This is a genomic window from Ruegeria sp. CDSA221, from assembly GCF_059611825.1.
In genome coordinates, this window is sequence record NZ_JBXWPK010000001.1 from 377,941 (window position 1) to 403,451 (window position 25,511).

Genomic DNA, 25,511 nt, shown 5'->3' on the forward strand with positions numbered 1-25,511 from the left:
ATAGGCGTCAGGCGCCCGTTTTCACGCGATAACGGATATTGGATACAAAATCCATATATAATTCGACGCAAAAAGCCCGCGCTGGACCTTTCGTCTGACGCGGGTGTTTTTGACTGTCTAAACGGCGATTATCTCAACCGCAGGCCGGTTTCAGGATCAAACAGCATGGTGCGTTCCGGGCGGATCGAAATACCAATGCGTGTACCCTGCTTACTGCGCTCGTCTTCGCGCTCTTCAACGATCAGCTTGTCGCCATTCGATGTCAGCAAATAGGAATAGCTGACGCCGCCAAGCGCCTCGGTCAGATCAACAGTGCAGGTATCGCCCGACCGATCAACCTGAATATGTTCCGGGCGGATACCCAGCGTGACCCGAGACAGACCCAAAGGAACCGATGCTGGGACGGGCAGAGGCTGAGTGATCGCCGGATGAGTCACCTGACCATCAACGATGTCGCAATCCAAGAAGTTCATGGCAGGCGAGCCAATGAACCCTGCTACAAACTTGTTATCTGGATCCCGATACAGATCCATCGGCGCACCGACCTGTTCGATCCGACCATCGCGCAGCACCACGATCTTATCGGCCATGGTCATCGCCTCGACCTGATCGTGAGTCACATAGATCATGGTCGCGCCAATTTCATTGTGAAGCCGGGCAATTTCCACACGCATCTCAACGCGCAATTCGGCGTCCAGGTTGGACAGAGGTTCATCGAACAGAAACACCTCGGGGCCGCGCACAATCGCACGCCCGATGGCAACGCGTTGGCGCTGACCACCCGACAGAGCCTTGGGTTTGCGCTTCAGGTACTGGTCCAGCTTCAGGATACCCGAGGCTTCCTGAACCTTCCTGTCGATTTCGGCTTTTGCCACGCCGTTCATCCGCAGGCCAAACCCCATATTCTCGGCCACCGTCATATGCGGGTACAGGGCATAGGTCTGGAACACCATCGCCACGCCCCGTTTCGCAGGGTCCTGATGTGTCACCTCGCGCGCGCCGATGTGAATTTGGCCCTCGGTCGTTTCCTCAAGCCCTGCGATCATCCGCAACAAAGTAGATTTTCCACATCCCGATGGGCCGACAAAGACACAGAATTCACCATCCTCGATTTCGAGGTCGATCCCGTGAATCACCTGTGTCTGGCCATACCGCTTAATCGTTTGGTTTAGAGTTACTCCGGTCATGTCGCTTGTATCCTGTCCTTCTGGCCATCGGGGCGTGTTTCAGGGAACCGCCAGGCCTGAGCTTCGGCCGCGATTTGATCGGCCACCCGGCGCACGCGGGGAATCCAAGCCTCGAGCTGGTCGAAATTCATCCGCTCGGTCGAGCCGGTCACCGATATTGCACCCAGCATCCTCCCGCCCGGCGTTCGGATCGGGCAGGCAACACAAATGATCCCCGTCTCGTGTTCTTCATCGTCCAGGGCGTAGCCCCGGCTGTGGATCAGCTCTAGATCGGACCGCAGCGCAGCTTCCGAGGCCAAGGTCTTATCCGTAAACCGGTGAAAGCTTTGCTGTGAGATCACCTTGTTCAGCTCAGCCTCTTCCAGAAAGGCCATCATCGCCTTGCCCACACCCGTACAATAGGCCGGTCCGACCTTGCCCGCCTGTGAATACATCTCAACCGGCTGGGCGGCATTGCGCTTATCGACATACAGAACCTGACCAGAATCGAGCTGCGCCAGATGCACAGTCTCGCCCGTTTCACCGCTGAGCGTATCAAGAAACGGCCTTGCGATCGGCGCCAGTGAGCTTTGCGTCCACGCCGCATGGGCCAGCCGAACCAGCCTCAAACCCGGTGCATAGGTCTGCCTATCCGGGTCATAGGACAACATTCCCTGATTGGTAAGGGATTGCAGAAACCGATACAGCGTTGCTTTGGGAAAGCGGCTGCTTTCCAGCAGTTCCGCAAAGCGAATTGGCCGCTGAAACGCGGCCACCTGATCCAGCACGTCACATGCTTTCCCTATCGTTCCATCACCTGCCACGGGCGCTCTGTCTCCTCCGATTAACCTGCGGCCGCAGCCACGAGGGTCTTGACAAGACTAACCGAGTCGATGTGTAGTTTTCAACATATAAAACTAAGTTCCAATATATGGAACTAAAATGGAAGCTAAGGGAGGAAACCATGCATTCCATCTACAAGCGCACCACGGCCGCGCTGGCCATGAGCGTTGCACTTGCTGTTCCCGCCTCTGCCGAGCTTACCGGCGAATTGCGGATATTCCTGGACACATCGAACCCGGCACCCCGGGCCACGATGGAAGCAATGATCGACAGATTTCAGCAACAGCATCCGGATTTGGCCATCGAGACAACGGTGATCGACCGCGAGGCCTACAAAACCCAGATCCGCAACTTCTTGACTGCGGATACGCCGGATGTCGCCACGTGGTACGCGGCGAATCGGATGAAACCCTATGTCGAGGCTGGCCTGTTCGAAGACGTCTCGGACCTGTGGGCGGAACCTGCGATTGCGGACAATCTGGCCTCAACCAAAGGTGCGATGACGATCGACGGCAAACAATGGGGCGTGCCCTACACCTACTATCAGTGGGGCGTTTATTATCGCAAAGACATCTTTGACGAGCTGGGCCTGACCGAGCCCGCAACCTGGGAAGAAGAGCTGGCGAATTGCCAGAAGATCGTCGATTCCGGTCGCGCCTGCTATACGATCGGCACCAAGTTCCTGTGGACTGCCGGTGGCTGGTTCGACTACCTGAACATGCGCACCAACGGCTATGACTTCCACAACCAGCTGGCCAATGGTGAAATCAGCTGGGAGGATGACCGGGTCAAGCAGACCTTCGCCAACTGGAAACAGCTGATCGATATGGGTGCCTTCATCGACAACCACCAGACCTATAGCTGGCAAGAAGCTCTGCCCTTCATGGTCAACGGTGATGCGGCGGCTTATCTGATGGGCAACTTCGCCGTGGCGCCACTGCGTGAGGCGGGCCTGAGTGATGACCAGCTGGACTTCTACCAGTTTGTTGCCATCAACCCCGATGTCGAACTGGCCGAAGATGCACCGACCGACACGTTCCACATCCCGTCAAACGCGGCAAACAAAGAAGCCGCCCGTGAATTCCTGCGCTTCGTTGTGTCTGCGGATGAACAGACCGAGATCAACAATGGCTCGAATCTCGGCCAGTTGCCGGTCAATGCTCAGTCCTCGGTAGATGCCGACAAGTTCCTGCAGCAGGGCTTTACCATGCTGTCGTCAAACAGCCCGGGCGGAGTCGCCCAGTTCTGGGACCGCGACGCACCGGCAGAAATGGCCAAGGCGTCGATGGAAGGCTTCCAGGAATTCATGGTCAAGCCAGACAATGCGGACAAAATCCTGGCCAAACTCGAACGGGCGCGTCAGCGCATCTACGACAACTGAACCGGTCAGGATTGGCAAAGCCCATCCTGAGCCATGACCTACGTAAGGCGGGTATCAACCCGCCTTACTCCGCCTACCAGAACCGGGGACGCCCATGACCGCCGTCGATACCCACGAACAGGAAAGCTGGTTCCACCGAAACCAACAGCGCATCGCGCCCTGGTTATTTTTGGCCCCGGGCCTGTTGTTCTTTATGGTCTATGTGATCATTCCGGTCTTTCAGTCCTTCAACCTGTCGCTTTACGAATGGGACGGCCTGGGGGCTGCAGAATATGTCGGATTTCGCAATTATGAAGACCTGTACTGGGAATGGTCGGATCGGGACGCCTTTTACATCTCGCTCAAAAACAACCTGATCTGGTTGCTGCTCTATCTGGCGGCGATTCCGGCGGGTCTGTTCATTGCGCTGTTCCTGAACCAGACGGTCTGTGGCATCCGCCTGTATAAATCCCTGTTTTTCTTCCCCTTCGTGATTTCTCAGGTAGTTGTTGGCCTAGTGTTCACATGGTTCTATGACCCCACATTCGGCCTGTTGAACGAATTCCTCGGATTCTTTGGCATGGGCCCGGTGAACGTGCTGGGCGACGAGCGTTTCGTCACCTATGGCATCATCTTTGCTGGCCTCTGGCCACAAACCGCCTATTGCATGATCCTGTACCTGACCGGCCTCAACGCCGTGGACCCCGAACAGATCGAAGCCGGGCGGCTGGACGGTGCCAAGAGCTGGCGGATGTTGTGGCATATCATCCTGCCGCAATTGCGCCCTGCCACCTTCATTGCCTTTGTCGTCACCATCATTGGCGCGCTTCGCAGCTTTGACCTGATCTCAATCATGACACAGGGCGGTCCGTTCGGATCATCGCGCGTGCTGGCCTATTACATGTTCGAGGTCGCCTTGTCCGAATACGGATTCCGCATGGGATATGGCGCAGCTATCGCGGTGATCCTGTTCCTGATCATGCTGTGTTTCATCGGTTATTTCCTGTGGTCAATGTACCGCGAAGAAAGGGGGCACTGAGATGTTTCCCAAGCCAATCGAAAAACAACCTCGTGCAGCGCAGATCACCTATCAGGCGTTGCTGCCGCTGGCCTTGCTTTTGTGGCTCGGGCCGTTGCTGGCCGTCGCCCTGTTCTCGGTCAAACCCGCCGCGGATTTCACCAATGCCAACTACTGGGGGATGCCGTCCAGCTTTGAGGGCGCATTCAACTATGGGCAGGTGTTTTTCAATTCGGATATGCCGCGCTATCTGATGAATTCCTTCCTGATCACCGTTCCCACGGTCATCGGGTGCGTCGCGCTCAGTAGCATGACGGGGTTTGCACTCGGCATCTACAAATTCAAATCGAACCTTTGGATCTTCTTCCTGTTCGTAGCGGGCAATTTCGTGCCTTTCCAAATCCTCATGGTGCCCGTGCGCGACCTGACGCTGGACCTGGGCCTGTACAACACCAAGACCGGGCTGGTCTTGTTTCACATCGCGTTCCAGACCGGGTTTTGCACCCTGTTCATGCGGAATTTCATCCGCGCCCTGCCCTTTGAACTGATCGAGGCGGCGCGGGTCGAAGGGATCAGTGAATGGCGTATCTTCTGGTACGTGGTGCTGCCGCTGATGAAGCCCGCCATTGCGGCGCTCAGTGTGCTGATCTTTACCTTCATCTGGAACGACTATTTCTGGGCAGTAGTGCTGACGCAAGGTGCTGAGAGCCAGCCTGTAACCGCAGGGATCACCAGCTTTAACGCGCAGTTCCGCGCCGCCTATCAGCTGATGAGTGCCGGTTCCATTGTCGCGGCGCTGCCGCCGGTTGCCATGTTCTTCCTGATGCAGAAACATTTTATCGCGGGCCTGACACTCGGTGCCGTAAAATAACATCAAGCTAAAGGTTTGCCTGATGACCAAAATCACTTTTATCGGGGCCGGTTCCACGATCTTCATGCGCAATATCGTGGGCGATGCCCTTTTGACCCCCGCCCTGGCCGACAGCCATTTTGCCTTGATGGATATCGATACACAGCGCCTGGCTGAGAGCGAATCCGTGGCCCGCGCCATGGTGCGCTCGGTCGGCACGGGGGCTACCATAACCACCCATACCGATCGGCGCGCCGCATTGGAGGGGGCGGATTTCGTGATTACCGCCTTTCAGATCGGTGGGTATGACCCCTGTACAGTGACTGATTTCGAGATCCCCAAGCAATATGGCCTGCGTCAAACCATCGCCGATACGCTGGGCGTGGGCGGGATCATGCGCGGGTTACGCACCGTTCCGGTTCTGTGGGACGTGGCGCAGGACATGATGCAGCTCTGCCCCAACGCGACGCTGTTGCAATATGTGAACCCGATGGCGATCAACACCTGGGCTTTGGCCGAACGGTTTCCGACATTGAAACATGTAGGACTGTGCCATTCGGTGCAAAACACGGTCGAGGAACTGGCCCATGATCTGGAGCTGCCCAAGCAGGAGTTTCGCTATAAGGTCGCAGGCGTCAACCATGTGGCTTTCTTCCTCAAGCTCGAACATCAGGGCCGCGATCTCTATCCTGCGCTCCGACAGGGATATGCAGGTGGACAACTGCCGAAACCGCCCCTTTTGATGCCACGCTGCCCCAACAAGGTCCGATACGAAGTGATGGAGCATCTGGGCTATTTCTGCACCGAAAGCTCGGAACATCTGGCTGAATATGTGCCCTGGTTCATCAAAGACGGGCGCGACGATCTGATCGAGCAGTTCTCGATCCCGCTGGATGAATACCCCACCCGCTGCGTCGAGCAGGTCGAGGACTGGAAGGAACAGGCAAAAACCCTGACCGACGGGCGGGCGGTAGAGGTATGTCGCAGCCACGAATTCGCGGCGGATATGATGAACGCCATCATAACCAATACGCCCTACACCGCCTATGGCAATCTGCCCAATACCGGCCAGATCCCGCAACTGCCCTTGGGGGCTGCTGTGGAAACGCCATGCCTGGTGGACAGCAACGGGGTGCAACCCTCGGTCGTGACCGACATCCCACCGCAGCTGATTGCGCTGATGCGCACCCAAATCAACGTGCAGGAGTTGACCGTGCGGGCGCTGACCGACCAGAACCCCGAATACATATACCACGCCGCCATGATGGACCCACACACAGCCGCCGAGCTCGACCTGCGACAGATCCGTAATCTGGTCAGCGATCTTTTGATCGCGCATGCGGATTGGTTGCCAGACTGGTGCAAACCGGCCAAAGCGGCATGACCAAATATTAAAGGGCTGACAATAATGACAAAAAAACGCCGCTCGCAGCATTGGTATGGCAAGCTGGACAAGGATGGTTTCATCCACCGGTCCTGGATGAAGAACCAGGGCTTTCCCGACCATGCCTTTGACGGGCGTCCCATTATCGGCATCTGCAATACATGGTCCGAACTGACGCCGTGCAATTCCGGCCTGCGCGATCTGGCCGAAGGCGTCAAACGCGGCGTGTGGGAGGCTGGCGGCTTCCCGGTCGAATTCCCGGTCATGTCGCTGGGTGAAACCCAAATGAAGCCCACCGCCATGCTGTTTCGCAACCTACTGGCCATGGATGTCGAAGAATCCATCCGCGCCTATGGGATTGACGGCGTGGTTCTGCTGGGTGGCTGTGACAAAACTACGCCGGGGCAACTTATGGGAGCTGCCTCGGTCGATCTGCCCGCCATCGTTGTCAGTTCCGGCCCGATGCTGAACGGCAAGTATCGCGGACAGGATATCGGCTCGGGCACGGATGTATGGAAGTTTTCCGAAGCCGTGCGCGCCGGGGAAATGACCCTGCAAGATTTCATGAATGCTGAATCCGGCATGTCGCGCAGCGCCGGGGTCTGCATGACCATGGGCACCGCCAGCACCATGGCCTCGCTGGTCGAGGCGATGGGCATGTCCCTGCCCACAAACGCCGCCCTGCCCGCCGTCGATGCCCGCCGCATCGCGCTGGCGCATCTGACGGGTAAGCGGATTGTCGAGATGGTGGATGAAGACCTCAAACCCTCGGACATTCTGACCAAAGAAGCCTTTGAAAACGCCATTCTGGCCAATGCTGCCGTGGGCGGCTCTACCAACGCCGTGGTGCATCTGCTGGCTTTGGCCGGTCGTGTAGGCATCGATCTGACACTGAAGGATTTTGAGATCGGGTCGGATATCCCGCTGCTTGTGAACTGTATGCCCTCTGGCCAATACCTGATGGAGGATTTCTGCTATGCAGGTGGCGTGCCTGTGGTTTTAAACGAACTCAAACCCTTCCTACGACCTGCCAAAACGGTTTTGAACAAGGATATTTCGGCCCATTACGAAGGTGCAGAATGTTTCAACCGCGATGTTATCCGTCCCTTCAACGACCCAGTAAAACCTGTCGCAGGCCTGCGTGTGCTGCGCGGTAATCTGGCGCCGAACGGGGCCATTGTGAAACCTTCGGCGGCCACGGACGCACTGTTGGAGACCGAGGCTGTGGCCCATGTCTTCGAAAGCATCGAAGATATGAAGGCCAATATCGACAGAGATGACCTGCCGGTGACGCCCGAGACCATATTGGTGCTGAAAGGCTGTGGACCCAAGGGCTATCCGGGTATGCCCGAGGTCGGCAATATGCCAATCCCGGCCAAGCTGGTGAAAGACGGGGTGCGCGACATGATCCGCATCTCGGACGCGCGGATGTCCGGCACCGCCTTTGGCACGGTCATCCTGCATGTCAGCCCCGAGGCGCAGGCCGGTGGCACGCTGGCGCTGGTCAAAACCGGAGACCGTATCCGTGTATCCGCTAGCAAGGGCGCGCTCGAGTTGCTGGTTGACCAAGTTGAACTGGACGCCCGACGCGCCGCATGGCAACCGGACGCTCCGCATTACACCCGCGGCTATGCCAAGCTTTACATAGACCACGTCCTGCAGGCCGATCAGGGTGCGGACCTGGATTTTCTTGTCGGCAAAGACACCCGCCTTGTGACCAGAGAGAGCCACTGATGGACCAACCCGCCACTTTCCACGACCTGAACGGTGCATCCGTCTTTATCACCGGAGGTGGTTCTGGTGTCGGGGCCGCTTTAACGGACGGATTTCTGGCGCAGGGTGCGCAGGTCGCCTTTATCGGGCGCTCCGACGCCAGTGCCTTTGTTGATGAGATGCGCGCCAAGCACGGGCGCGGGCCGCTGTTTCTGCAAGGCGACATGACAGATACCGACCTGCTGCGCGCCTCAATGGCCAAAGCCGCCGAGACCCATGGCCCCCTTGGTGTGCTGATCAACAATGCCGCCAACGACAAACGCCATTCGCTTGACGAAACCACGCCCAAATTCTGGGATTGGATGATCGAGGTGAATCTGAAGGCGTATTTCTTTGCCTGCCAAGAAGCCGCACGTCAAATGCAGGACAAGGGCGGATCAATCATCAATTTCAGCTCGATCAGCTATATGATGGGTAATTCCGGTTATCCGATCTATACGACATCAAATGCCGGGATCACCGGGATGACCCGGTCGTTGGCGCGCGAGCTTGGCCCGCAGAAAATCCGCGTTAATGCGCTGGCCCCCGGATGGGTTCTGACACAGAAACAGCTGGACATGTGGGCCACGCCAGAAGATCTGGCCGCACATCTGGAACGCCAATGCCTAAAGGACCACCTGACGCCCGAGGATATGATCGCACCGACCCTGTTTCTTGCGTCGGAAGCCAGTCGCGCCATGACCGGGCAATGCATGGCCGTTGATGGCGGTGTTGTAGTAACAGGATGAGAACATGACAATCGAATGGATCGCTGTTGATTGGGGAACAACTCATCTGCGGGCATGGGCAATGCAAGGTGACACCATTCTGGACCAGGCTCAGTCCGCAAGCGGCATGGACCAAATTCCCCGGGATGGGTTTCAAAAAGCACTGCTGGACCTGATCGAGGGCTGGCTTGGCGATACGGTCATGGATGTGGTCGCCTGCGGTATGGTGGGTGCGCGTCAAGGCTGGGTCGAGGCACCATATACCGCTGTACCTTCGGTTCCTGTTCCCGATGCACCTGTCCGCGTTCCGGCAACAGATCCCCGTATCCGCGCCTTTGTCGTACCCGGGCTAAAGCAAACAAGCCCCCCCGATGTCATGCGCGGAGAAGAGACACAGATCGCCGGTTTTCTGGCCCACCGGCCAAACTGGGACGGCATCATTTGCCTGCCCGGAACGCATACCAAATGGGTACAGGTCAGCGCGGATGAGGTCGTCAGCTTCCGCACATTCATGACAGGCGAAATCTTCGGATTGCTCAGCAATCAATCCGTCCTGAAACATACGGTCAGCGAAGGCTGGGACGACGCGGCTTTTGCCGAGGCTGTGGCGGATACCCTGTCCCGACCGGAACAACTTGCCGCGCGCCTTTTCGGCCTGCGGGCCGCTGATCTGCTGCAGGGTCAGGACTCCGGTGTCGCACGTGCGTGTCTGTCGGGATATCTGATCGGAGCGGAACTGGCCGCGTCCCGTCCCTATTGGTTGGGCCAGCAGATTGCCATTATCGGGGACCAAAGCCTCTCGGAAATCTATGCCATCGCGCTGAAACAGCAGGGTGCATTTGTTGAAATAGCCGACAGCACGCAATCTACATTGGCAGGTCTTTTGCAGGCCCGAAATCTGACGAGGCAAACCGCATGAGCCGTCCTATCATTGCAATTCTGCGCGGTCTGCAACCCTCCGAGGCCGCCGAAGTCGGGCATGCCCTGATCGACGCGGGCATAGACCGGATCGAGGTGCCCCTGAACTCACCCGATCCGTTGACCAGCATCGGCATTCTGGCGGAAAGTTTCGGCGATCGCGCATTGATCGGCGCCGGAACCGTCCTGACCATCGAACAGGTCGATGCGGTGGCCGGGGTCGGCGGCAAGCTGATCGTCTCGCCAAATTTCGACGCTGAGGTGATACAGCAGACTATCAAACTGGGCATACAAAGCTGGCCAGGCGTCTATACCCCGACCGAGGCCTTTGGCGCGCTCAGCGCAGGGGCAACCGGGCTCAAACTGTTTCCGGGCGTGATGGCGGGGCCTTCGGGCCTGGCCGCAATACGCCCGATCCTGCCCAAGGACGCGCTTGTCTTTGCTGTGGGTGGGGCGGGCCCTGAAAACTTTGCCGATTGGCTCAAGGCCGGGGCGGACGGGTTCGGGATCGGCTCGGCCCTGTATAAACCGGGAATGGCCGTTGCCGACATTGCAGAGCGCGCGCGAAAGATCGTCTTGGCCTATGACAAGGCCACCCAATGAGTGTCGTGTTTGACGACCGTCCCTGCGATCTGGGCGAAGGGCCTTTGTGGCACCCGGAACGGGCGCAGCTATTCTGGTTCGACATCACCGGCAACCGCCTGATGACCCAGAAGGACGGGCAGCAGCAAAGCTGGCAGTTCCCGGAAAATGTTTCAGCAGCAGGCTGGGTGGATAGGGACACGCTGTTGATGGCTTCCGAGACCGGGCTGTGGCGCTTTGAACTGAAAACCGGTGAGCGCAGCTTGGTCACCCATCTTGAGGCGGACGATACGGTCACCCGTTCCAACGATGGCCGCGCTGATCCCTGGGGCGGTTTCTGGATCGGCACCATGGGCAAGAACGCCGAACCCGGCGCTGGGTCCATCTATCGGTTTTGGCACGGCGAGGTGCGGCGGCTGGTGCCGGATGTCACAATCTCGAACGCCATCTGCTTTGCGCCCGATCGCTCTTGCGCCTATTTCGCCGACACGGTCACCAAACAGGTCATGCGCTGGGAATTGGACCCCGAAACCGGGTGGCCAGAAGGCCAAAGCACCGTGTTCCTCGACCTTACCAAAGACCAGCTGAACCCTGATGGCGCGGTCGTCGATACGAGCGGAAATATCTGGATCGCCCAATGGGGCGCCAACCGCGTGGCTGCTTACGCGCCCGAGGGTCGGTTCCTGAAAGCAGTCGGTTTTGACGCGGCCCATGCCTCGTGCCCGGCTTTTGGCGGGCCAGACCTGACAACGCTGTTCTGCACCACCGCTCGCCAAGGGCTGGATGCGGCACAGATTGAAACCCAACCTACCAACGGAATGACCTTTGCCGCGCCCGACGCAGGCAAAGGTCAGGCAGAGCACAGAGTCATCCTATGAACCCCAAACTTGGCGTTTGCTATTACCCCGAACATTGGCCAGAGGCGATGTGGGCGGACGATGCAGCACGTATGGTCGAAACCGGCCTGACATGGGTGCGGATAGGCGAGTTCGGCTGGAGCCGGATGGAGCCCACGTCGGACGATCTGCACTTCGACTGGCTGGATCGCGCAATCGAAACCTTAGGTTCTGCCGGGTTGAAAGTGGTGCTGGGCACGCCAACAGCGACGCCGCCACGCTGGATGCTGGACAAACACCCGGACATGCTTGCCGTGGATGCGCAGGGTCAGCCGCGCAAGTTCGGCTCTCGCAGACATTATTGCTTTAACCACACCGGGTATATCGAAGAATGCGTTCGGATCGCATGTGTCATGGGCGAACGCTATGGGCGCAACCCACATGTCGCAGCATGGCAGATCGACAATGAATATGGCTGCCACGACACCACTGTCAGCTATAGCCAACCCGCCCTACACGCCTTTCAAAACTGGCTGGAAGGTCAATACAGCACGATTGAAACCCTGAATGCAGCGTGGGGAAATGTGTTCTGGTCAATGGAATATGACAGGTTTGATCAGATCGACCTGCCGAACCTGACAGTGACAGAACCCAACCCGGCCCATGTTCTGGCCTTCCGGCGGTTCAGTGCAGATCAGGTGGTGGCCTTCAACAGGGCACAGGTCGAAGTGCTGCGGCCCCTGACCGATGCGCCTTTGCTGCACAATTACATGGGGCGTGTGCTGGATTTCGACCACTTCGCAGTGGGTGCCGATTTGGATATCGCCACATGGGACAGCTATCCGATCGGGTTTCTATCTGACCGGCTTGAGGCGGATAAGGCGCATAAGTCGGCCTTTCTGCAGCAAGGCGATCCTGACATGCAGGCCTTTCATCACGATCTGTATCGCGCTGTGGGGCGCGGGCGTTGGTGGGTGATGGAACAGCAACCCGGCCCGGTGAACTGGGCCCCTTACAACCCTGCACCTCTGCCCGGCATGGTGCGCCTGTGGTCGCTTGAGGCCGTGGCGCATGGGGCCGAGGTGGTCAGCTATTTCCGCTGGCGACAGGCGCCCTTTGCGCAAGAACAGATGCATGCAGGACTGCTGACGCCGGACAACCGCTCTGCCCCGGCTTTGGCCGAGGCACGCCAAACCGCCGATGATCTGGCCGGGCTGGGAGCAATCACACAGGCCAGAGCGGATGTCGCGATCCTGTTCGACTATGCCTCGGATTGGGCCTGGGCGACGCAACCTCAAGGGGCTGGGTTCGACTATTTCAAACTGGTCTTTTCAACCTACCAAGCCCTGCGCCGGGCTGGATTGTCAGTGGATTTCCTGCCTGCGGATAACATCCCAAAGGCGGGATATAAGGTGATCCTTGCACCGGGTCTGGCGACCATCGGACCCGATCTGGAACAACGCCTGACCAATGGTTGTGATCTGGCTGTTCTGGGCCCGCGCTCTGGCGCCATCACGCAGGACTTTCAGATACCCGCAACTGGTCGCCCCGGGCTGACTGCACTGGATTGCACTGTCGATCTTGTGGAAACCCTGCCCCCTCAGGTGACCCGGGAAGTTGATGGTGGCGGCGCAGCCCGTCACTGGGTCGACCGCCTGTCAGGAAAGGCCCCGGACCTTTTGACATTTCGAGACGGAACACCTGCCCTGAAAGGGACCGACCACATGTGGTATCTGGCCGGGTTCCCGGATGACACGTTATGGGATCGCGTGATCAGCATGGCCGCTGCTCTGACAGGCATTGCCTTGCATCCGGTGCCTCAGGGTTTGCGGCGGCGCCAGACCGCCGGGCATACATTCCTGATCAACTACAATTCGGCGCCGGTTGAATGGAACGGCCGGATGATCGAAGCCTGTGATGTGTTCATTCAGGAAAATGACACGCCCGCCGAGGGGTAACCCCGGCGGGCGCAAACTGCGAGGCGCTTAGTTCGCCTGCAAACTGTTGGGATCAAAGGCACCGCCATTGCCCGAAGGCGTTTCAGTACCAGAATCCTCTTCTTCGTCACCCAGAGTATTCGGCGCAAACACATTGCCGAAACCGCTGTTATTCGAGGGTTTCGGGGCCGATTCCTGCGCACCCTCTCCCTCTTGCTCAGCCGCTTCCGCCTCGCGCTTTTTGCGCTGTTCTTCGCGCTGCTTGCGCAGCTCTTGAATACGCAGATCAGCTTCAAGGCGCTTTTGCTCTTTGACATCTGCGACACACTGAGCCGGATTGTAGGCGGTTGCGGTTCCGACCACAGTGATCGTGGCAACCGCAAAGACAACCAGCAGAACCGCAGCAAGGTTCCCGGCAAAGAAGCTGGGAAGCTTGATCTTGCCCGCCAGTTCCTCGACCGTGGCGTTCTTGCGTGCAGCAGCCACCAGTTCCTGTCGCTTCAGCTTGGCCTCGTTCAGCAGGGCAAAGAACACCGTCAGCGCCACGATGATGAAGGCCAGCGCCGAGATCGAGGGCGTGATGCCATAGCGCACCTTCTGCGCCAGTTCGATGGTCAGCGTCGGGTATTCACCAAAGGTGAAGGTGGTGGTGTTGTAGTTCTCAAACGAGGCCAAGAACGCCAGCACTGCCGCGCTGGCAATCGCCGGACGCATGAACGGAAGCATGATCTTGCGGAACGCCTGAGCATGGGTTGCACCCAGATCCAGCGCGGCCTCGGTCAGCGCCATATCATAGCGCTGCAACCGTGCCACCAGCACCAGCATGCAATAGCTGGCGATAAAGGTGGATTGGCCGATCACCGTCAGGAATATCCCGTTTGACAGGAAACTGTCGGCACCCAAGCCCAACATCCGGTTGATCCGGTCCCAGAACACCAGTGTCGAGATACCCAGAACAACGCCCGGGATCAGGATCGGCGCGATGATGACCGTATAGTAGGTCGCGCGCAGTTTTGGCCAGATCTGCGTCAGCATCAGCGCGCCCGCAAGACCCATCGCCACCGATAGAACCACCGTTCCGGCGCCGATGATCAGTGAGTTCTTGATGCCGTTCAGGATACGTTGGTCCTGAAACAATTCGCCAAACCACTGGAAGGTCAGACACTCCCACGGTGTCATCCTTGGGAATTCGGACGAGTTGAAGGCCGTGACCGACATGATCACCAGCGGACCCAGAAGGTACAGGAAGAACAGCACCAGGTAGACCCAAATGCTTACACGGAGGAAGGACAAATTCATTTCCCTATATCCCCCATATTCACCTTGAACAGGCGCATAACGGCCAGCACGAACAAGATACAGGTCACCAGCAGAACGATGGCGTAGGCGGCACCCTGCGGCCAGTCATTGTTGTCGTTGAACTGCTGATAGATCAGCTGCGTGAACCACAGGGAGGACGGCCCGCCCAGAATTTGCGGCGCGGCCAGCGCACCCGCGGACAGCATGAACACCATAGTACAGCCCGAACTGATCCCTGGCTTGGCATAGGGAATGACCACGCGCCAATGGATACGCCACCAGGGGGCTCCCAAATCTCGCGCCGCCTCGATCTGGTTTTTATCCAGACTTTCTATGACGTTATACATCGGGAAGATCATCAGCAAGATATAAGCATAGCCCAGCCCGGCATAGAGCGCGATGTCATTGCGGATGAAATCAAACGGCATATCCCAGACCCCCAGCCCAGTGAACAGCGTGTTCAGTACACCGGTTTCGCCAAAGATGATCCGCAGGGCAAAGGCGCGCAGGATCTCATTGATCCAGTAGGGGATGATCAGCATGATCGCAAAGATGCGGATGTGACTGCCCTTGGACTGACCCAGATAATAGGCGATCGGATAGCACAGGATCAGGTTGAAAATCGTAACGCATACCGCGGCCAGAAGGGTGCGGAAAAACACCCTCAGATCGACGGCGTTATAGTCCTGGCTGCCGCCTTCCGGGCCATAGATCAGGTATTTGTAGTTCTCCAGCGTATAGACATCCTTTGGCCCCCCGATCTCGGGCGGGGGCAGGTTTGGCCGGAATGAGAAATCCAGCATCGACAGCTGCGGCAGGATGATCAGGCCGATGGTCCAGAACAGGACCAAACCCAGTATCATCAATCCCATGCCGGTGCCGTTGCGGTTGAAGAATTCTTTCAGAAAATGGGGCATATTTTTATCCCCTTATTCCGCGGCCAGCTCACCCGCTGGAACCAGAACCGCATTATGGGTCTGATATTCCAACGTGATGGTCTGCCCGGTATGGTCATCGAAAGATTGGCCTAGATTGGGCAGCGATACCTTAATTTCCTTGCCGCCATCGCCTTCGGTGAAAATATTGAAGGCGTTACCTTCGAATTCTTCATGGTTCACGCGGGCGGTTACAAAATGGTCGCCCACTGCACCGTCCGGGGCAATCGCCAGCGCCTCGGGGCGAATGAACATCATCGCGTCATCGCCTTCTTTCAGCTTGCCCTGATTTACAGTGGAAATCCGTGCGACCAGATCGCCGGATCGGTTGGTTGCAATCAGCGCCTCATCTCCCATGACTTGCTTGATCTTGCCGCGGAAAACGTTGTTTTCGCCAACGAACGACGCCGCAAAAGCCGTGTTGGGGTCATTGTAAATTGTCTTGCCATCGGCAATCTGGTCGATCACTCCAGCACGCATTACGGCGATATTGTCCGACATGGTCAGCGCTTCGCCCTGGTCGTGGGTGATATAGATAAAGGTGATACCGACACGCTTCTGAATCTCGCGCAGCTCGGTGCGCATATGCTGGCGCAACTTCAGGTCCAGCGCCGAAAGCGGTTCGTCCAGCAGCAGTACATCGGGTTCGGCACATAGGGCGCGGGCAATCGCCACGCGCTGACGCTGACCACCCGAAAGTTCGCTGGGCAGCTTGTCACCCTGTCCCGGCAGCGCGATCATGTCCAACAGCTCATCGGCCCGCTTGCGGCGCTCGGCCGCGCTGGCGCCTTTGATCTCCATCGAGAAAGTGATGTTTTCCCAGACTTTCATCAGGGGGAACAGCGCGAGGTTCTGAAAGATCAGGGCAGTCGGGCGCTTGTTGGGCCCGATGCCGCGCATGTCATTACCACCGATCAGAACCTTACCCTCGCTGGGGTCCAGAAACCCCGAAACAGCGCGCAAAATCGTTGTCTTGCCGCAACCGGATGGTCCCAGGAACGAAAAGAAATCGCCCCCGTTTATGTTCACATTTGCGTCCCGCACCGCGACAAAATCGCCGAAACGGATCCACAGGTTTTCAAGATCTACACCGACCCCTGCACTCATTTTTGGTATCTCCGATTGATGCGCTTGGTGGTGCGCACCCAAATGGGTTCCGTCACGCAGTGGCGTGCGGGTTGGGAGCCCCCCGCGTTTGGCGGAGGGCACTTTTTTGAAAAGCTATCAGGCGCTTTTGAACTTGTTGACGAACTCGGTCCGGGTTTCCGCATACCAGGGCGCTTCGGCCGGCCACGGATTGAGGTTGGCCAGCGAGTCGCCCGGATAGGCTTCGGCGAAGTTCTTCTTGTAGGTGTCGCCCGAATATTGGTCGGCACCCAGAACGGGCGAGTTGTACCCGTGGCTGTCGATCGCAACACCGGCCGGTTTGGCCTGGTAGGCAAAGTCGATGAAGGCATAGATCTGGTCGATATTGGCAGCACCTGTTGGAATTGCCATACCATCAACCCAGGCCATCGCCCCCTCAACCGGAGCCTGATAATGCACAGGCTCACCTGCAGATTTAAGTGCCAGCGGCGGGCCATCCCATGTCTGGCCAACAATCACACCTTCGTTCAACAGACCGTTCTTCTGTGTGTCGGCGTCGTTCCAGATCAGCTTGATGCGGTTTTTACGTTCGATGCACCAATCTGCGATCTGACCCCAAACCTTGCGCATGGTATCTTCGTCGCCATAAGCGGCCCAGACGGAACCGGGCTCCATCTCGCCTGCGCGCTCCATGTACAGGCCTGCGCCCAGCATCATCGAGTGCGCGCGGCCCATGGTCTTACCTGCGTTTGCTTCGGACCAGACGTCGCCATAGGACGGCGCGTCACCTTCAGGCAGCCACAGGTCAGTCCGATATGCGATGCCTTCAGTTCCCCAGATATGTGGCAACCAATGCACACCGGAATCGCCAAAGTTCCAGGCATCTGTACCAATCGCTGCCATCGCCGGGTTCACCAGATCAATCGGAACCTTGTTCATGTCGAAAGGCTGCAACAGCTCAAGCGGTTCCCACTGCAAAGACCGGTTATTGGTCGGCGACACGATGTCGAAACCCTGACCCTTGGTGGCCTTCATCTTGTTGATGATTTCTTCGTTCGACCCGATACCGGTATAGTTCACCTTGATTCCGGTCAGAGTCTCGAATTCCTGCAAGAATGCTGGCGGCAGGTAATCGGACCACATCAGAATGTTGATCTCACCCGAGGACGCCAGCGCGCTTTTGCTGTAAAGCGGTGCAGCAAGTGCTGCCGCCCCTGCGCTCTTCAAGATAGTACGTCTGGAAAGGTTTTTCCGTTCGGCCATATTCGATTCTCCCATAGTTGGACATTCAGTCCTATTGTTATGCAATCACAGGCTAGAGGGTTGCTGCAAAGCTGTCAGTCCAAAAGGGACAGTTTGCAGAATTCATAGGTCCAGTTTGCAATCATGTCCGCAAGCTCTGGTTTACTTCCACTTCCAGACTGAGACACCATAGGATGGGATTTCTGAAGTACCAACAATATATTGCCGATTTTCGTCATCCGGCAGAACCTGTGCGGCAGCCCCGAAGTTGAACGCAAAGCCGAGGTCACCCCGCTGTGTAACACGAAGGTCCGGGCCACATTCCCGTATCGGAAGGCCCGCCCATGTCAGCGCTTTAATAAGGATCGCCCGTAGCAACGGTCCGTTTGGGATCATCGCCAGATACATAGCCCGGTCCGATTGCACAATCGCCGGACTGCCAGCCTTGTAAGCACTTACGAAATGCGCGATTACCTGATTTTCGGTCTCGATGACTTCCCGCCAGCCCTTAAAATCAAAGGTTCCGGTGCTCTCGAGGCTTACGGATTCACCCGCCAGATCCGGCAGGGATTCGACGCGTATGACTTTTATCCCTGCAAGATCGGCCAACTCACCGGGAGCGAGATTTTCAGGGGTCCACATGTCCACAGTCTTGCTGCCCGCACGGGCACCGATCAGCAATTTGGCCTGGCTGTGGTGCAATCTCTTTGCCAGATCGGGCGAGATGATCATGTTTTGCGGCAATACGATCAATGAATACCCTGTCAGATCATCATCGGGACCAACGAAATCCAGATCGACCCCCAATGCACGCAGGCCAGCATACCAAACCCGGAAAATCCCAGCATTCGGGAATGCGTCATCTTGCGGCAGGATATCTGCAGCCCAAATGGATTCGTAATCCAACAGAATTGCCACAGCTGCCTTCTGCCGGGTGACTTCCGGCAGGGCAGCACGCTCTTGTGCAACCTGCGCCAGTTCCAGCGCGGCCTGATCCGGGCTGCCATCCGACCGCAGAAGCGCCGTGTGGAATTGTTCCTGCGCGAACTTCGCCTGACGCCATCGGAAGAACATCACTGCCTGTGCACCGTGGGCAAAAGCGGCCCACGTCCAAAGCCTGACCATCCCATCCGCTGGTGAGGGGTTCTTTTCGGCCCAGTCCACCGGGCCGGGCTGTTGTTCCAGAACCCACATTCGGCCCCTGCCCTGGCTGCGATACAAATCGCAGTGAAACCCCTGATAATCCGGCGCGCCTGTTCGCAGGTATCGACGTTTGTCTTCATCAGACAGTGACGATCCCAACAGGTTGCCCAGCGGATAGCTGTCAAAACCGACCACATCCAGATCCGCCGCAACAGCGTGATGGTCGAACTCAAAGCTGCCTGCCATGAAATTATGGGTAATATCGCGGCCCGGCGCAAACCTGCGCAGAATATCCGCCTGAGCGCGATTGAAATCCCGCACCCGGTCCGAAGAATAGCGGGCAAAATCCAGAGCATGGGTCGGGTTCGGGCTGGCCACCAAACTTATGGGCAGTTCGATCTGATCAAAATCGGAATAGAGCGACCCCCAAAAGACTGTCCCCCATGTTCGGTTAAGCGCCTCAATCGTGCCATAGCGGTCTTGCAACCATCTGCGAAAACCGGTGCGAGCGGCGTTGGAATAGCTCAGAACCGTATCGTGATCGTTATATTCATTGTCGATCTGCCAGGCACAAACAAATGGATTTTCGCCATATCGACGGGCATATTCCGTGGTGATTCGACGGGCCTCGGTCAGGTAGATATCGCTGGAAAAACAATAGTGTCGGCGCGACCCGAACCCACGCACCCGGCCATCCGGCCCCACTGGCAGGATCTCAGGGCATTCATCCACTAGCCATTTCGGAGGTGCAGCCGTAGGCGTCGACATCATCACGCGCAAACCGGCATCGCCCAGAATTCCAATCACCTCGTCCAGCCAGCCCCATTCGAACCGGCCTCTTTCCGGCTCGATCAGGCCCCAGGTAAACTCAGCAATCCGAACCCAATCCAATCCCATATCGACCATGCGCTTAGCATCGTCGCGCCACAGCGATTTGTCCCATTGCTCGGGGTAATAGCAAACGCCCAGCTCAAGCCTGCTCATCGGTTTTCCCGTGCGCTGCGGCGTTCGATCCATTTGAGGAAACTAGCGCAACCAAGCGTCACCACGACATAGAGGATCGCCGCTGTGTTGAATGGCGCGAAGGGCAGAAAACTTGAGGCCTGAAACTCGCGCATGCGCTGAGTCATGTCGCGGACCGACAGGATGGACAGCAATGAGGTATCCTTGATCATCGCGATAAATTCATTGCCCAAAGGCGGCGTCACGATGCGCAACGCCTGCGGCAGGATAATAAGCCGGGCAGTTTGCCAGCGGGACAGCCCAAGCGAGCCGCCTGCTTCGATCTGACCTCGTGGGATAGCCTCAATCCCTGATCGGAAAATCTCGGCCATATAGGCCGAATACCCTATGGAAATGGCGATGATGCCGCGAGTCATGTTGGTCATGTCGATGCCGCCACCTGTCGCATCCTTGACCGCACCGGCAAGCGGCAAGCCGATATAGAGGATGATGACCAGCATTGGAATGCCGCGAATGGTATCGACAAAAAACTCGGCCCCTACAGCCAGCGGATGCAGCTTGTGCTGTGCGCCTCCGACCGTCAGTGTCAGAAGCAAAAACCCAAAAACCGCAAAAGTCAGCGCCGGGTTACGAAACTTGTCTGGCAGAAAACTGGATTGCCAGATCACCGGATAGCCCTGCGTATGAACGCCAGCCGGAACAAAAGCACCAGATACGCTGTCGACGGTTGTAATCTGATCCAGCGCAGAGGCGGCATCGGGGGCGCTGCGAATGCGATACTGTTGGCCTTCACCTCCGTCGAACTCTCCGAAGCGGATCAAATCCGCCTGGGCCTGCGGCGTACCCCGAACAATGGCAATTCTTGCTTCAGTACTGCCAACCAGAACAAAGCTCACCTTTGGTTGCATAAAAAAGAACGCCGACACGGCCAATAGTGTCAGGCTGATGGACCCATAGACAACGGTTGTCCGAGCTTTGGGCTTGAAGGACTGCAAACCGACCCAGACCAGACCCATAATGGCCGCAAAGATATAGGCAAAGATCGCTGCACGGAACGTTATCGCGACCCCGGTCGCAAATTGCCAATGCGCCAGAAACATCAGGTAAAACAAAACCAGCCCGGTCAGCAGTTCGAGTCCAATCTGAACATAGGCTTTCATGGATCGTGGGAAACGGGCCGTCAGAGGGATCACCGCGACCACCATCGCAAACCCTACCAGCAGGGCCTGTAGTCTCATTTGCAACTTTGCGACGATCTCGGGGAACAAGACCCAAGGTTGCGAAGATCGGTCAATGAACTCAGACGTGTTTTCGCTGAGCGCATTAAAGAAGACGGATTCCGCAAAGGGCATCAGCACCTGAGGCTGGACAAGTCCAAGAATCGCCAACCCGACCGAGGCCGGGATTGCCAAAACCGCCGCAATCCTCAACCAGTTCGGCGCGATGGTTTGAAACCGGATGCGGCGCGCCGAGAGATAGGCCAATATGGCCACGGCCAGTATCAGAAGAAACCCAACAAAAATGGGCCCCGCATTTTCACCGATCCCCAAAATGGCAACCAATGACCTCAGATATTTCGAGGATGAGGCAAACAGGTAGATGATGAACGGGGCAGCGGCGAGCAAAACAAGATTACTCGGCCGGATCGAGCTTAGGCGGATCATGGCGTCCCTCGGGTTATGCTTGACCCGGCAGGTTTTCCCGCCGGGTCAGAAAGGGTTTCAACGGCTCAATCAGTGCCCCAGTATTTGGCAACCAATGCGTCCATCGTACCGTCAGCCTGAATGGCGGCCAGCCCTTCGTTTATGGCGTCAACGGTTGCGTCACCCTCCTGAAACACAATACCCAGTGGATCAGACTGAAGGCCTGTGATGCCTACAGCCAATTCCCCGGCAAATTCCTGTTCATAGGCCGAGGCCGAGGTTCCATCGATGATCACCCCCTGCACGTCAGCATTCTGCAAGGCCAGGATCGCTGCAGAGAAATTGTCATACAGGCTGACATTCTCGCGTCCGACCAGCTCTTCGGCCAGCTGGGCATTGGTGGTGCCGGTCTGCGCGGCCAGTTTCTGACCGCCTGCTTTGAAGTCATCCAACGTCATGTCGGCATTATCGACCTGCAGCAGGATGGCCTGGCTAACAATGATATAAGGCTCGGAAAAATCCATGTTTTCTTCGCGTTCAGGCGTGATCGAGACGCCCGAGATCACGAGGTCGAACTCTCCTTGCTGAAGCGCGGCGAAAATTCCGTCCCAGGCTGTATTCACGAAATTCGGAACGCAGTTCACCTTTTCGCAGATCGCATTCATCACATCGACGTCAAATCCCACAATCTGACCCGTGGACTCATCGACCGTTTCCATGGGCGGATAGGTGGCATCTGTTCCGATCTTAAGTACGCGCCCTTCAAGATCCGCTGCAAACACAGCAGGCGCGGCAAGCGCGGTCAGGGCGGCGGCGGCAAATAGGTTTCTTAACATCTCCGGTTACTCCTTTGTTGGTTCAGGTGTTTAGCGCCGCTTCTGGCGCGACTGTGTCAGGTTGCCGCTCGATCAAAATGGCCCTGATCTTTTTTTGTGTTTCGGACGGGTCAACCCCGTCCAAAGCCTTGAGCATATACTCACCCAGCAATCGACTGGTTTCCTCAATAGGGACGTAATAGGTGCTGGGCGGAGGGACAAAATAACGGCTAAGTTGCAGATCATCGGTCGAGATCACGGTCAGTTCGCGACCGACCTCAACACCCGCCGCATGGGCAGCAGAAAGCACACCCAGGGTCATGGCTTCGTTCGCGCAGATGATCGCGGTTGGCCTATCGGATAGCCGCATCAAAGCTTCAAAGGCATTATACCCCGTTCGCGCGGTCGTAGGCCCGCTGAAGATCAGGGCCGGGTCAACGGCCAGACCGGACGCTCTGAACGCCTGGGCATAGCCCGTTCGACGTTGCGTCGCATAAACCAGATCATCCGGAGGGTTCACCAGGGCAATCCGGCGATGCCCCAAGGCTAGCAGTCGTTGCGTTGCATCGTGACCTGCTGCCTGACTGTCTATATCGACATATGCATGTGATCTGCCGCTGTCGCTCATACCCATGGTGACAAAGGGGAAACCATTCTGTTGCAGATAGGCAATGCGCGGATCGGCGTGGCGCGTACCCGAGAATATCACCCCGTCTGCCAAACCGTTCTGAACGATTTCCTTCAGCGTCGCCATCGTTCCCTGCAGGCCCGCCACGCTGTGAACGCCAAGTTCATAACGCGACCCTTTCAAAGCCCGTGAAATACCCGCGACAATGCGTGTGAATTCGACGCCTTCCCATTCTTCATCTGAATCAGGCGACACGCTGACCAGAACGCCGATGCGATAGGACTTTTTTGTCCGCAACTTCAGCCCGTCCAGATTGACCCGGTATCCAAGCTGTTCGGCGGCGGACTGAATCTGCTGCCGCGTTTCTTTCTTGACGGTTTCGGCACCACGCAGCGCGTTCGAGACGGTTCCGACAGAAAACCCCGTCTGCTTTGCAATCGACTTGATCGTCGCGCGCGCCACTATGTCACCTCAACGCTGCGCATTCGCATCAACAGGTCATGTCCCGTCTGCAATGTTTGCGCGTGATCGGCAGTTTCATCATGTTCCACAAAAAGGTCAGCGCAGGGACTGTCAGCCAGAACACGCAGGACCAGAGGCCAGTCCACAACCCCCTGCCCCAGATTTCGCCAGCGCTCGTCGCCTTGTCCGGCCAATGGATCGACGTCTTTAGCATGGATGGAAACGATCCGGTCGGAATAACGGCTCAGCAGTGCAGCGGGGTCAGAAAGCGCCGAATACAGCCAACCGATATCCGGCTGCCATCCAATGGCCTCATGCGACAGGACCATATCCAATGGCGAACCCTGCCCAAGATCGACAAGGTCAAAATCGTGGTTATGATAGGCAAGGCGCACACCGTCGGCAGACAGGGCATCAGCCCATTTCGCCAACCGGCCCGACACTGCCTTCCACCCCTCGGCGGTGCCGGGCCGAGCCTTGGGCGACAGCCAAGGCATGACCGCCACAGGGCATTCCAAAGCTTCAAGCATTCTAAGAATGTCATCAAACCGTGTTTCAAATTCTTCCCAGTCAAAATGGGCCGATCGAACAGTGAAACCAGCCTGTCTAACCACATTGGTAACCTGCTTGGGGGTAAGATCGTGGAACCCGACCGTTTCAATATCGGTGAACCCGCAGGCACGCACCAAGTCAAGCTGGGCCGCCAAATCCCCAACCTGCCGGACTGTGTATAACTGCGCTGAAACTCGCATTTCCACGGTTCTACCACAAAATGAAACGTTTCAATCAAGTTGAAACAGCATCAGGGGTCTTGTCAAGAACCGTGTTGGAAAGGGTTATTTCCGCATGGAAACCCCCTGATGGAACAAATGAACCTTGTCAGGATTCGCAGAGACCATCACAGTTTTGCCCCGCATATTCTTCTGAACGCCCGGAAGCTTGGCAATAAGGGCATCCGTCCCATCCTCGACCGCGAAGTATAACAGCGTCACCTCGCCCAAAGCCTCGGTAAAGTCTACGACCCCTTCAAGGATTGGGTCGCTATCCACGGACACAAAATCCTCGGGGCGGACGCCGATATTCACCTGCTTGCCTTCGTCTCCAGCCTCGGTTGGTACCGCTGATATCGCCGTGCCGCCACCGTCCAGCTTGACGACTGTCTGTGCGCCGGTCGCGGTAATGACCCCCGACATCAGGTTCATTGCTGGTGAACCGATGAATTGCGCGACAAACTCGTTGTCCGGCGTCTCATACAGCTCCAGCGGCGTGCCAACTTGGGCGATCCCTTTGTTGGCTAGCACAACGATACGGCTGGCCAGGGTCATCGCTTCGACCTGATCATGGGTGACATAGATCATCGTGCTGTCCGGCATCGCCTCTTTCAGGCGGGCGATTTCGATCCGGGTGGCGACACGCAGCGCCGCGTCCAGGTTCGAAAGCGGTTCGTCGAACAGGTAAACCTTGGGGTCACGCACAATGGCGCGCCCGATTGCGACACGCTGACGCTGACCGCCGGATAGCGCTTTGGGCAACCGGTCCAGATAAGGTTCAAGCTGTAGGATGCGGGCCGCCCGATCGACCGCGGCGCCGACTTCAGCCACCGGCATTTTGGCTATCTTCAGCGCAAAGGCCATGTTTTCGCGAACGGTCATATGTGGGTACAGCGCATAGCTTTGGAACACCATCGCGATGCCTCGCTGTGCTGGCGGCACATCGTTCATCACCTGCCCTTCAATCTCGAGCGTTCCGCCCGAGATCTTTTCCAACCCGGCGACCATGCGCAGCAAGGTGGATTTGCCACAGCCCGAAGGCCCGACAAAAACGATCAACTCGCCCCGCTCAATCTCAAGATTGATGTTCTTCAGAACATCCACATTGCCATAGGTTTTGGCGACATCTGTGAGGTTTAGCTCTGACATGG

At 57.3% G+C, this 25,511-nt stretch carries 22 protein-coding genes; 10 read left to right on the forward strand and 12 right to left on the reverse strand.

Translation table 11 applies throughout. The annotated features are described in order from the left end of the window. Nucleotides 1-128: 128 nt before the first annotated feature. Nucleotides 129-1,187, reverse strand: a complete 1,059-nt coding sequence (locus AC2FJ5_RS01695) for an ABC transporter ATP-binding protein (protein WP_271948765.1) — start codon at nucleotides 1,185-1,187, stop codon at nucleotides 129-131. Next, entirely contained in the window at nucleotides 1,184-1,990 is an 807-nt protein-coding gene (locus AC2FJ5_RS01700) for an IclR family transcriptional regulator (protein ID WP_496792185.1), read from the reverse strand. Before AC2FJ5_RS01700 ends, AC2FJ5_RS01695 begins: the two co-directional genes overlap by 4 nt. 140 nt (nucleotides 1,991-2,130) lie before the next feature. Between AC2FJ5_RS01700 and AC2FJ5_RS01705 the strand changes: the two genes are divergently transcribed. From AC2FJ5_RS01705 to AC2FJ5_RS01750, 10 genes are all read left to right on the forward strand, one after another. Next, nucleotides 2,131-3,390 carry an ABC transporter substrate-binding protein gene (locus tag AC2FJ5_RS01705; RefSeq protein ID WP_142636170.1) on the forward strand — a complete coding sequence of 420 codons (1,260 nt, stop codon included), beginning with the start codon at nucleotides 2,131-2,133 and terminating at the stop codon, nucleotides 3,388-3,390. Nucleotides 3,391-3,484: 94 nt separating this feature from the next. Then, complete coding sequence (locus AC2FJ5_RS01710) at nucleotides 3,485-4,408, forward strand: carbohydrate ABC transporter permease (RefSeq protein ID WP_496792187.1); 924 nt, start codon at nucleotides 3,485-3,487, stop codon at nucleotides 4,406-4,408. Between the two features lies 1 nt (nucleotide 4,409). Beyond that, nucleotides 4,410-5,258 carry a carbohydrate ABC transporter permease gene (locus AC2FJ5_RS01715; RefSeq protein ID WP_142636166.1) on the forward strand — a complete coding sequence of 283 codons (849 nt, stop codon included), beginning with the start codon at nucleotides 4,410-4,412 and terminating at the stop codon, nucleotides 5,256-5,258. Between the two features lie 22 nt (nucleotides 5,259-5,280). Beyond that, nucleotides 5,281-6,621, forward strand: a complete 1,341-nt coding sequence (locus AC2FJ5_RS01720; protein ID WP_496792189.1) for an alpha-glucosidase/alpha-galactosidase — start codon at nucleotides 5,281-5,283, stop codon at nucleotides 6,619-6,621. 24 nt (nucleotides 6,622-6,645) lie between these two features. Beyond that, entirely contained in the window at nucleotides 6,646-8,355 is a 1,710-nt protein-coding gene (locus AC2FJ5_RS01725; protein ID WP_496792191.1) for an IlvD/Edd family dehydratase, read from the forward strand. Continuing rightward, on the forward strand, nucleotides 8,355-9,122 hold the full coding sequence (locus AC2FJ5_RS01730) for an SDR family NAD(P)-dependent oxidoreductase (RefSeq protein ID WP_496792193.1): 768 nt from the start codon (nucleotides 8,355-8,357) through the stop codon (nucleotides 9,120-9,122). The genes AC2FJ5_RS01725 and AC2FJ5_RS01730 overlap by 1 nt, the downstream gene beginning before the upstream one ends. Nucleotides 9,123-9,126: 4 nt before the next feature. Beyond that, on the forward strand, nucleotides 9,127-10,020 hold the full coding sequence (locus AC2FJ5_RS01735) for a 2-dehydro-3-deoxygalactonokinase (protein ID WP_496792195.1): 894 nt from the start codon (nucleotides 9,127-9,129) through the stop codon (nucleotides 10,018-10,020). Next, complete coding sequence (locus tag AC2FJ5_RS01740; RefSeq protein ID WP_496792197.1) at nucleotides 10,017-10,622, forward strand: 2-dehydro-3-deoxy-6-phosphogalactonate aldolase; 606 nt, start codon at nucleotides 10,017-10,019, stop codon at nucleotides 10,620-10,622. The genes AC2FJ5_RS01735 and AC2FJ5_RS01740 overlap by 4 nt, the downstream gene beginning before the upstream one ends. Next, complete coding sequence (locus AC2FJ5_RS01745) at nucleotides 10,619-11,479, forward strand: SMP-30/gluconolactonase/LRE family protein (RefSeq protein WP_496792199.1); 861 nt, start codon at nucleotides 10,619-10,621, stop codon at nucleotides 11,477-11,479. Before AC2FJ5_RS01740 ends, AC2FJ5_RS01745 begins: the two co-directional genes overlap by 4 nt. Beyond that, complete coding sequence (locus AC2FJ5_RS01750; protein ID WP_496792201.1) at nucleotides 11,476-13,395, forward strand: beta-galactosidase; 1,920 nt, start codon at nucleotides 11,476-11,478, stop codon at nucleotides 13,393-13,395. Before AC2FJ5_RS01745 ends, AC2FJ5_RS01750 begins: the two co-directional genes overlap by 4 nt. Before the next feature lie 27 nt (nucleotides 13,396-13,422). Here AC2FJ5_RS01750 and AC2FJ5_RS01755 read toward each other — a convergent pair whose 3' ends face one another. The 10 genes from AC2FJ5_RS01755 to AC2FJ5_RS01800 form a co-directional block, all read right to left on the reverse strand. After that, nucleotides 13,423-14,673, reverse strand: coding sequence for an ABC transporter permease (locus tag AC2FJ5_RS01755; protein WP_142636150.1), 1,251 nt, complete (start codon nucleotides 14,671-14,673; stop codon nucleotides 13,423-13,425). Beyond that, complete coding sequence (locus tag AC2FJ5_RS01760; RefSeq protein WP_142636148.1) at nucleotides 14,670-15,590, reverse strand: ABC transporter permease; 921 nt, start codon at nucleotides 15,588-15,590, stop codon at nucleotides 14,670-14,672. Before AC2FJ5_RS01760 ends, AC2FJ5_RS01755 begins: the two co-directional genes overlap by 4 nt. A gap of 12 nt (nucleotides 15,591-15,602) precedes the next feature. Continuing rightward, a complete protein-coding gene (locus AC2FJ5_RS01765; RefSeq protein ID WP_142636146.1) occupies nucleotides 15,603-16,715 on the reverse strand; it encodes an ABC transporter ATP-binding protein in 1,113 nt (370 codons plus the stop codon). Nucleotides 16,716-16,832: 117 nt separating this feature from the next. Beyond that, nucleotides 16,833-17,972 carry an extracellular solute-binding protein gene (locus tag AC2FJ5_RS01770; protein ID WP_496792203.1) on the reverse strand — a complete coding sequence of 380 codons (1,140 nt, stop codon included), beginning with the start codon at nucleotides 17,970-17,972 and terminating at the stop codon, nucleotides 16,833-16,835. Nucleotides 17,973-18,098: 126 nt separating this feature from the next. Then, nucleotides 18,099-20,096 carry a beta-galactosidase gene (locus tag AC2FJ5_RS01775; protein WP_496792206.1) on the reverse strand — a complete coding sequence of 666 codons (1,998 nt, stop codon included), beginning with the start codon at nucleotides 20,094-20,096 and terminating at the stop codon, nucleotides 18,099-18,101. After that, the gene (locus tag AC2FJ5_RS01780; protein ID WP_496792208.1) at nucleotides 20,060-21,706 is read right to left on the reverse strand and encodes an amino acid ABC transporter permease; all 1,647 of its coding nucleotides are present in this window, start codon (nucleotides 21,704-21,706) and stop codon (nucleotides 20,060-20,062) included. The genes AC2FJ5_RS01775 and AC2FJ5_RS01780 overlap by 37 nt, the downstream gene beginning before the upstream one ends. Nucleotides 21,707-21,771: 65 nt before the next feature. Further along, the gene (locus AC2FJ5_RS01785) at nucleotides 21,772-22,521 is read right to left on the reverse strand and encodes a basic amino acid ABC transporter substrate-binding protein (RefSeq protein WP_142636138.1); all 750 of its coding nucleotides are present in this window, start codon (nucleotides 22,519-22,521) and stop codon (nucleotides 21,772-21,774) included. A gap of 22 nt (nucleotides 22,522-22,543) precedes the next feature. After that, nucleotides 22,544-23,590: a LacI family DNA-binding transcriptional regulator gene (locus tag AC2FJ5_RS01790; RefSeq protein WP_496705183.1), complete on the reverse strand. Its 1,047-nt coding sequence runs from the start codon at nucleotides 23,588-23,590 to the stop codon at nucleotides 22,544-22,546. After that, nucleotides 23,590-24,342 (reverse strand): sugar phosphate isomerase/epimerase family protein, encoded by a 753-nt coding sequence (locus AC2FJ5_RS01795; RefSeq protein ID WP_496792211.1) that lies wholly within the window; start codon nucleotides 24,340-24,342, stop codon nucleotides 23,590-23,592. Before AC2FJ5_RS01795 ends, AC2FJ5_RS01790 begins: the two co-directional genes overlap by 1 nt. Before the next feature lie 84 nt (nucleotides 24,343-24,426). Beyond that, nucleotides 24,427-25,509 (reverse strand): ABC transporter ATP-binding protein, encoded by a 1,083-nt coding sequence (locus AC2FJ5_RS01800; RefSeq protein WP_496691373.1) that lies wholly within the window; start codon nucleotides 25,507-25,509, stop codon nucleotides 24,427-24,429. Nucleotides 25,510-25,511 lie beyond the last annotated feature (2 nt).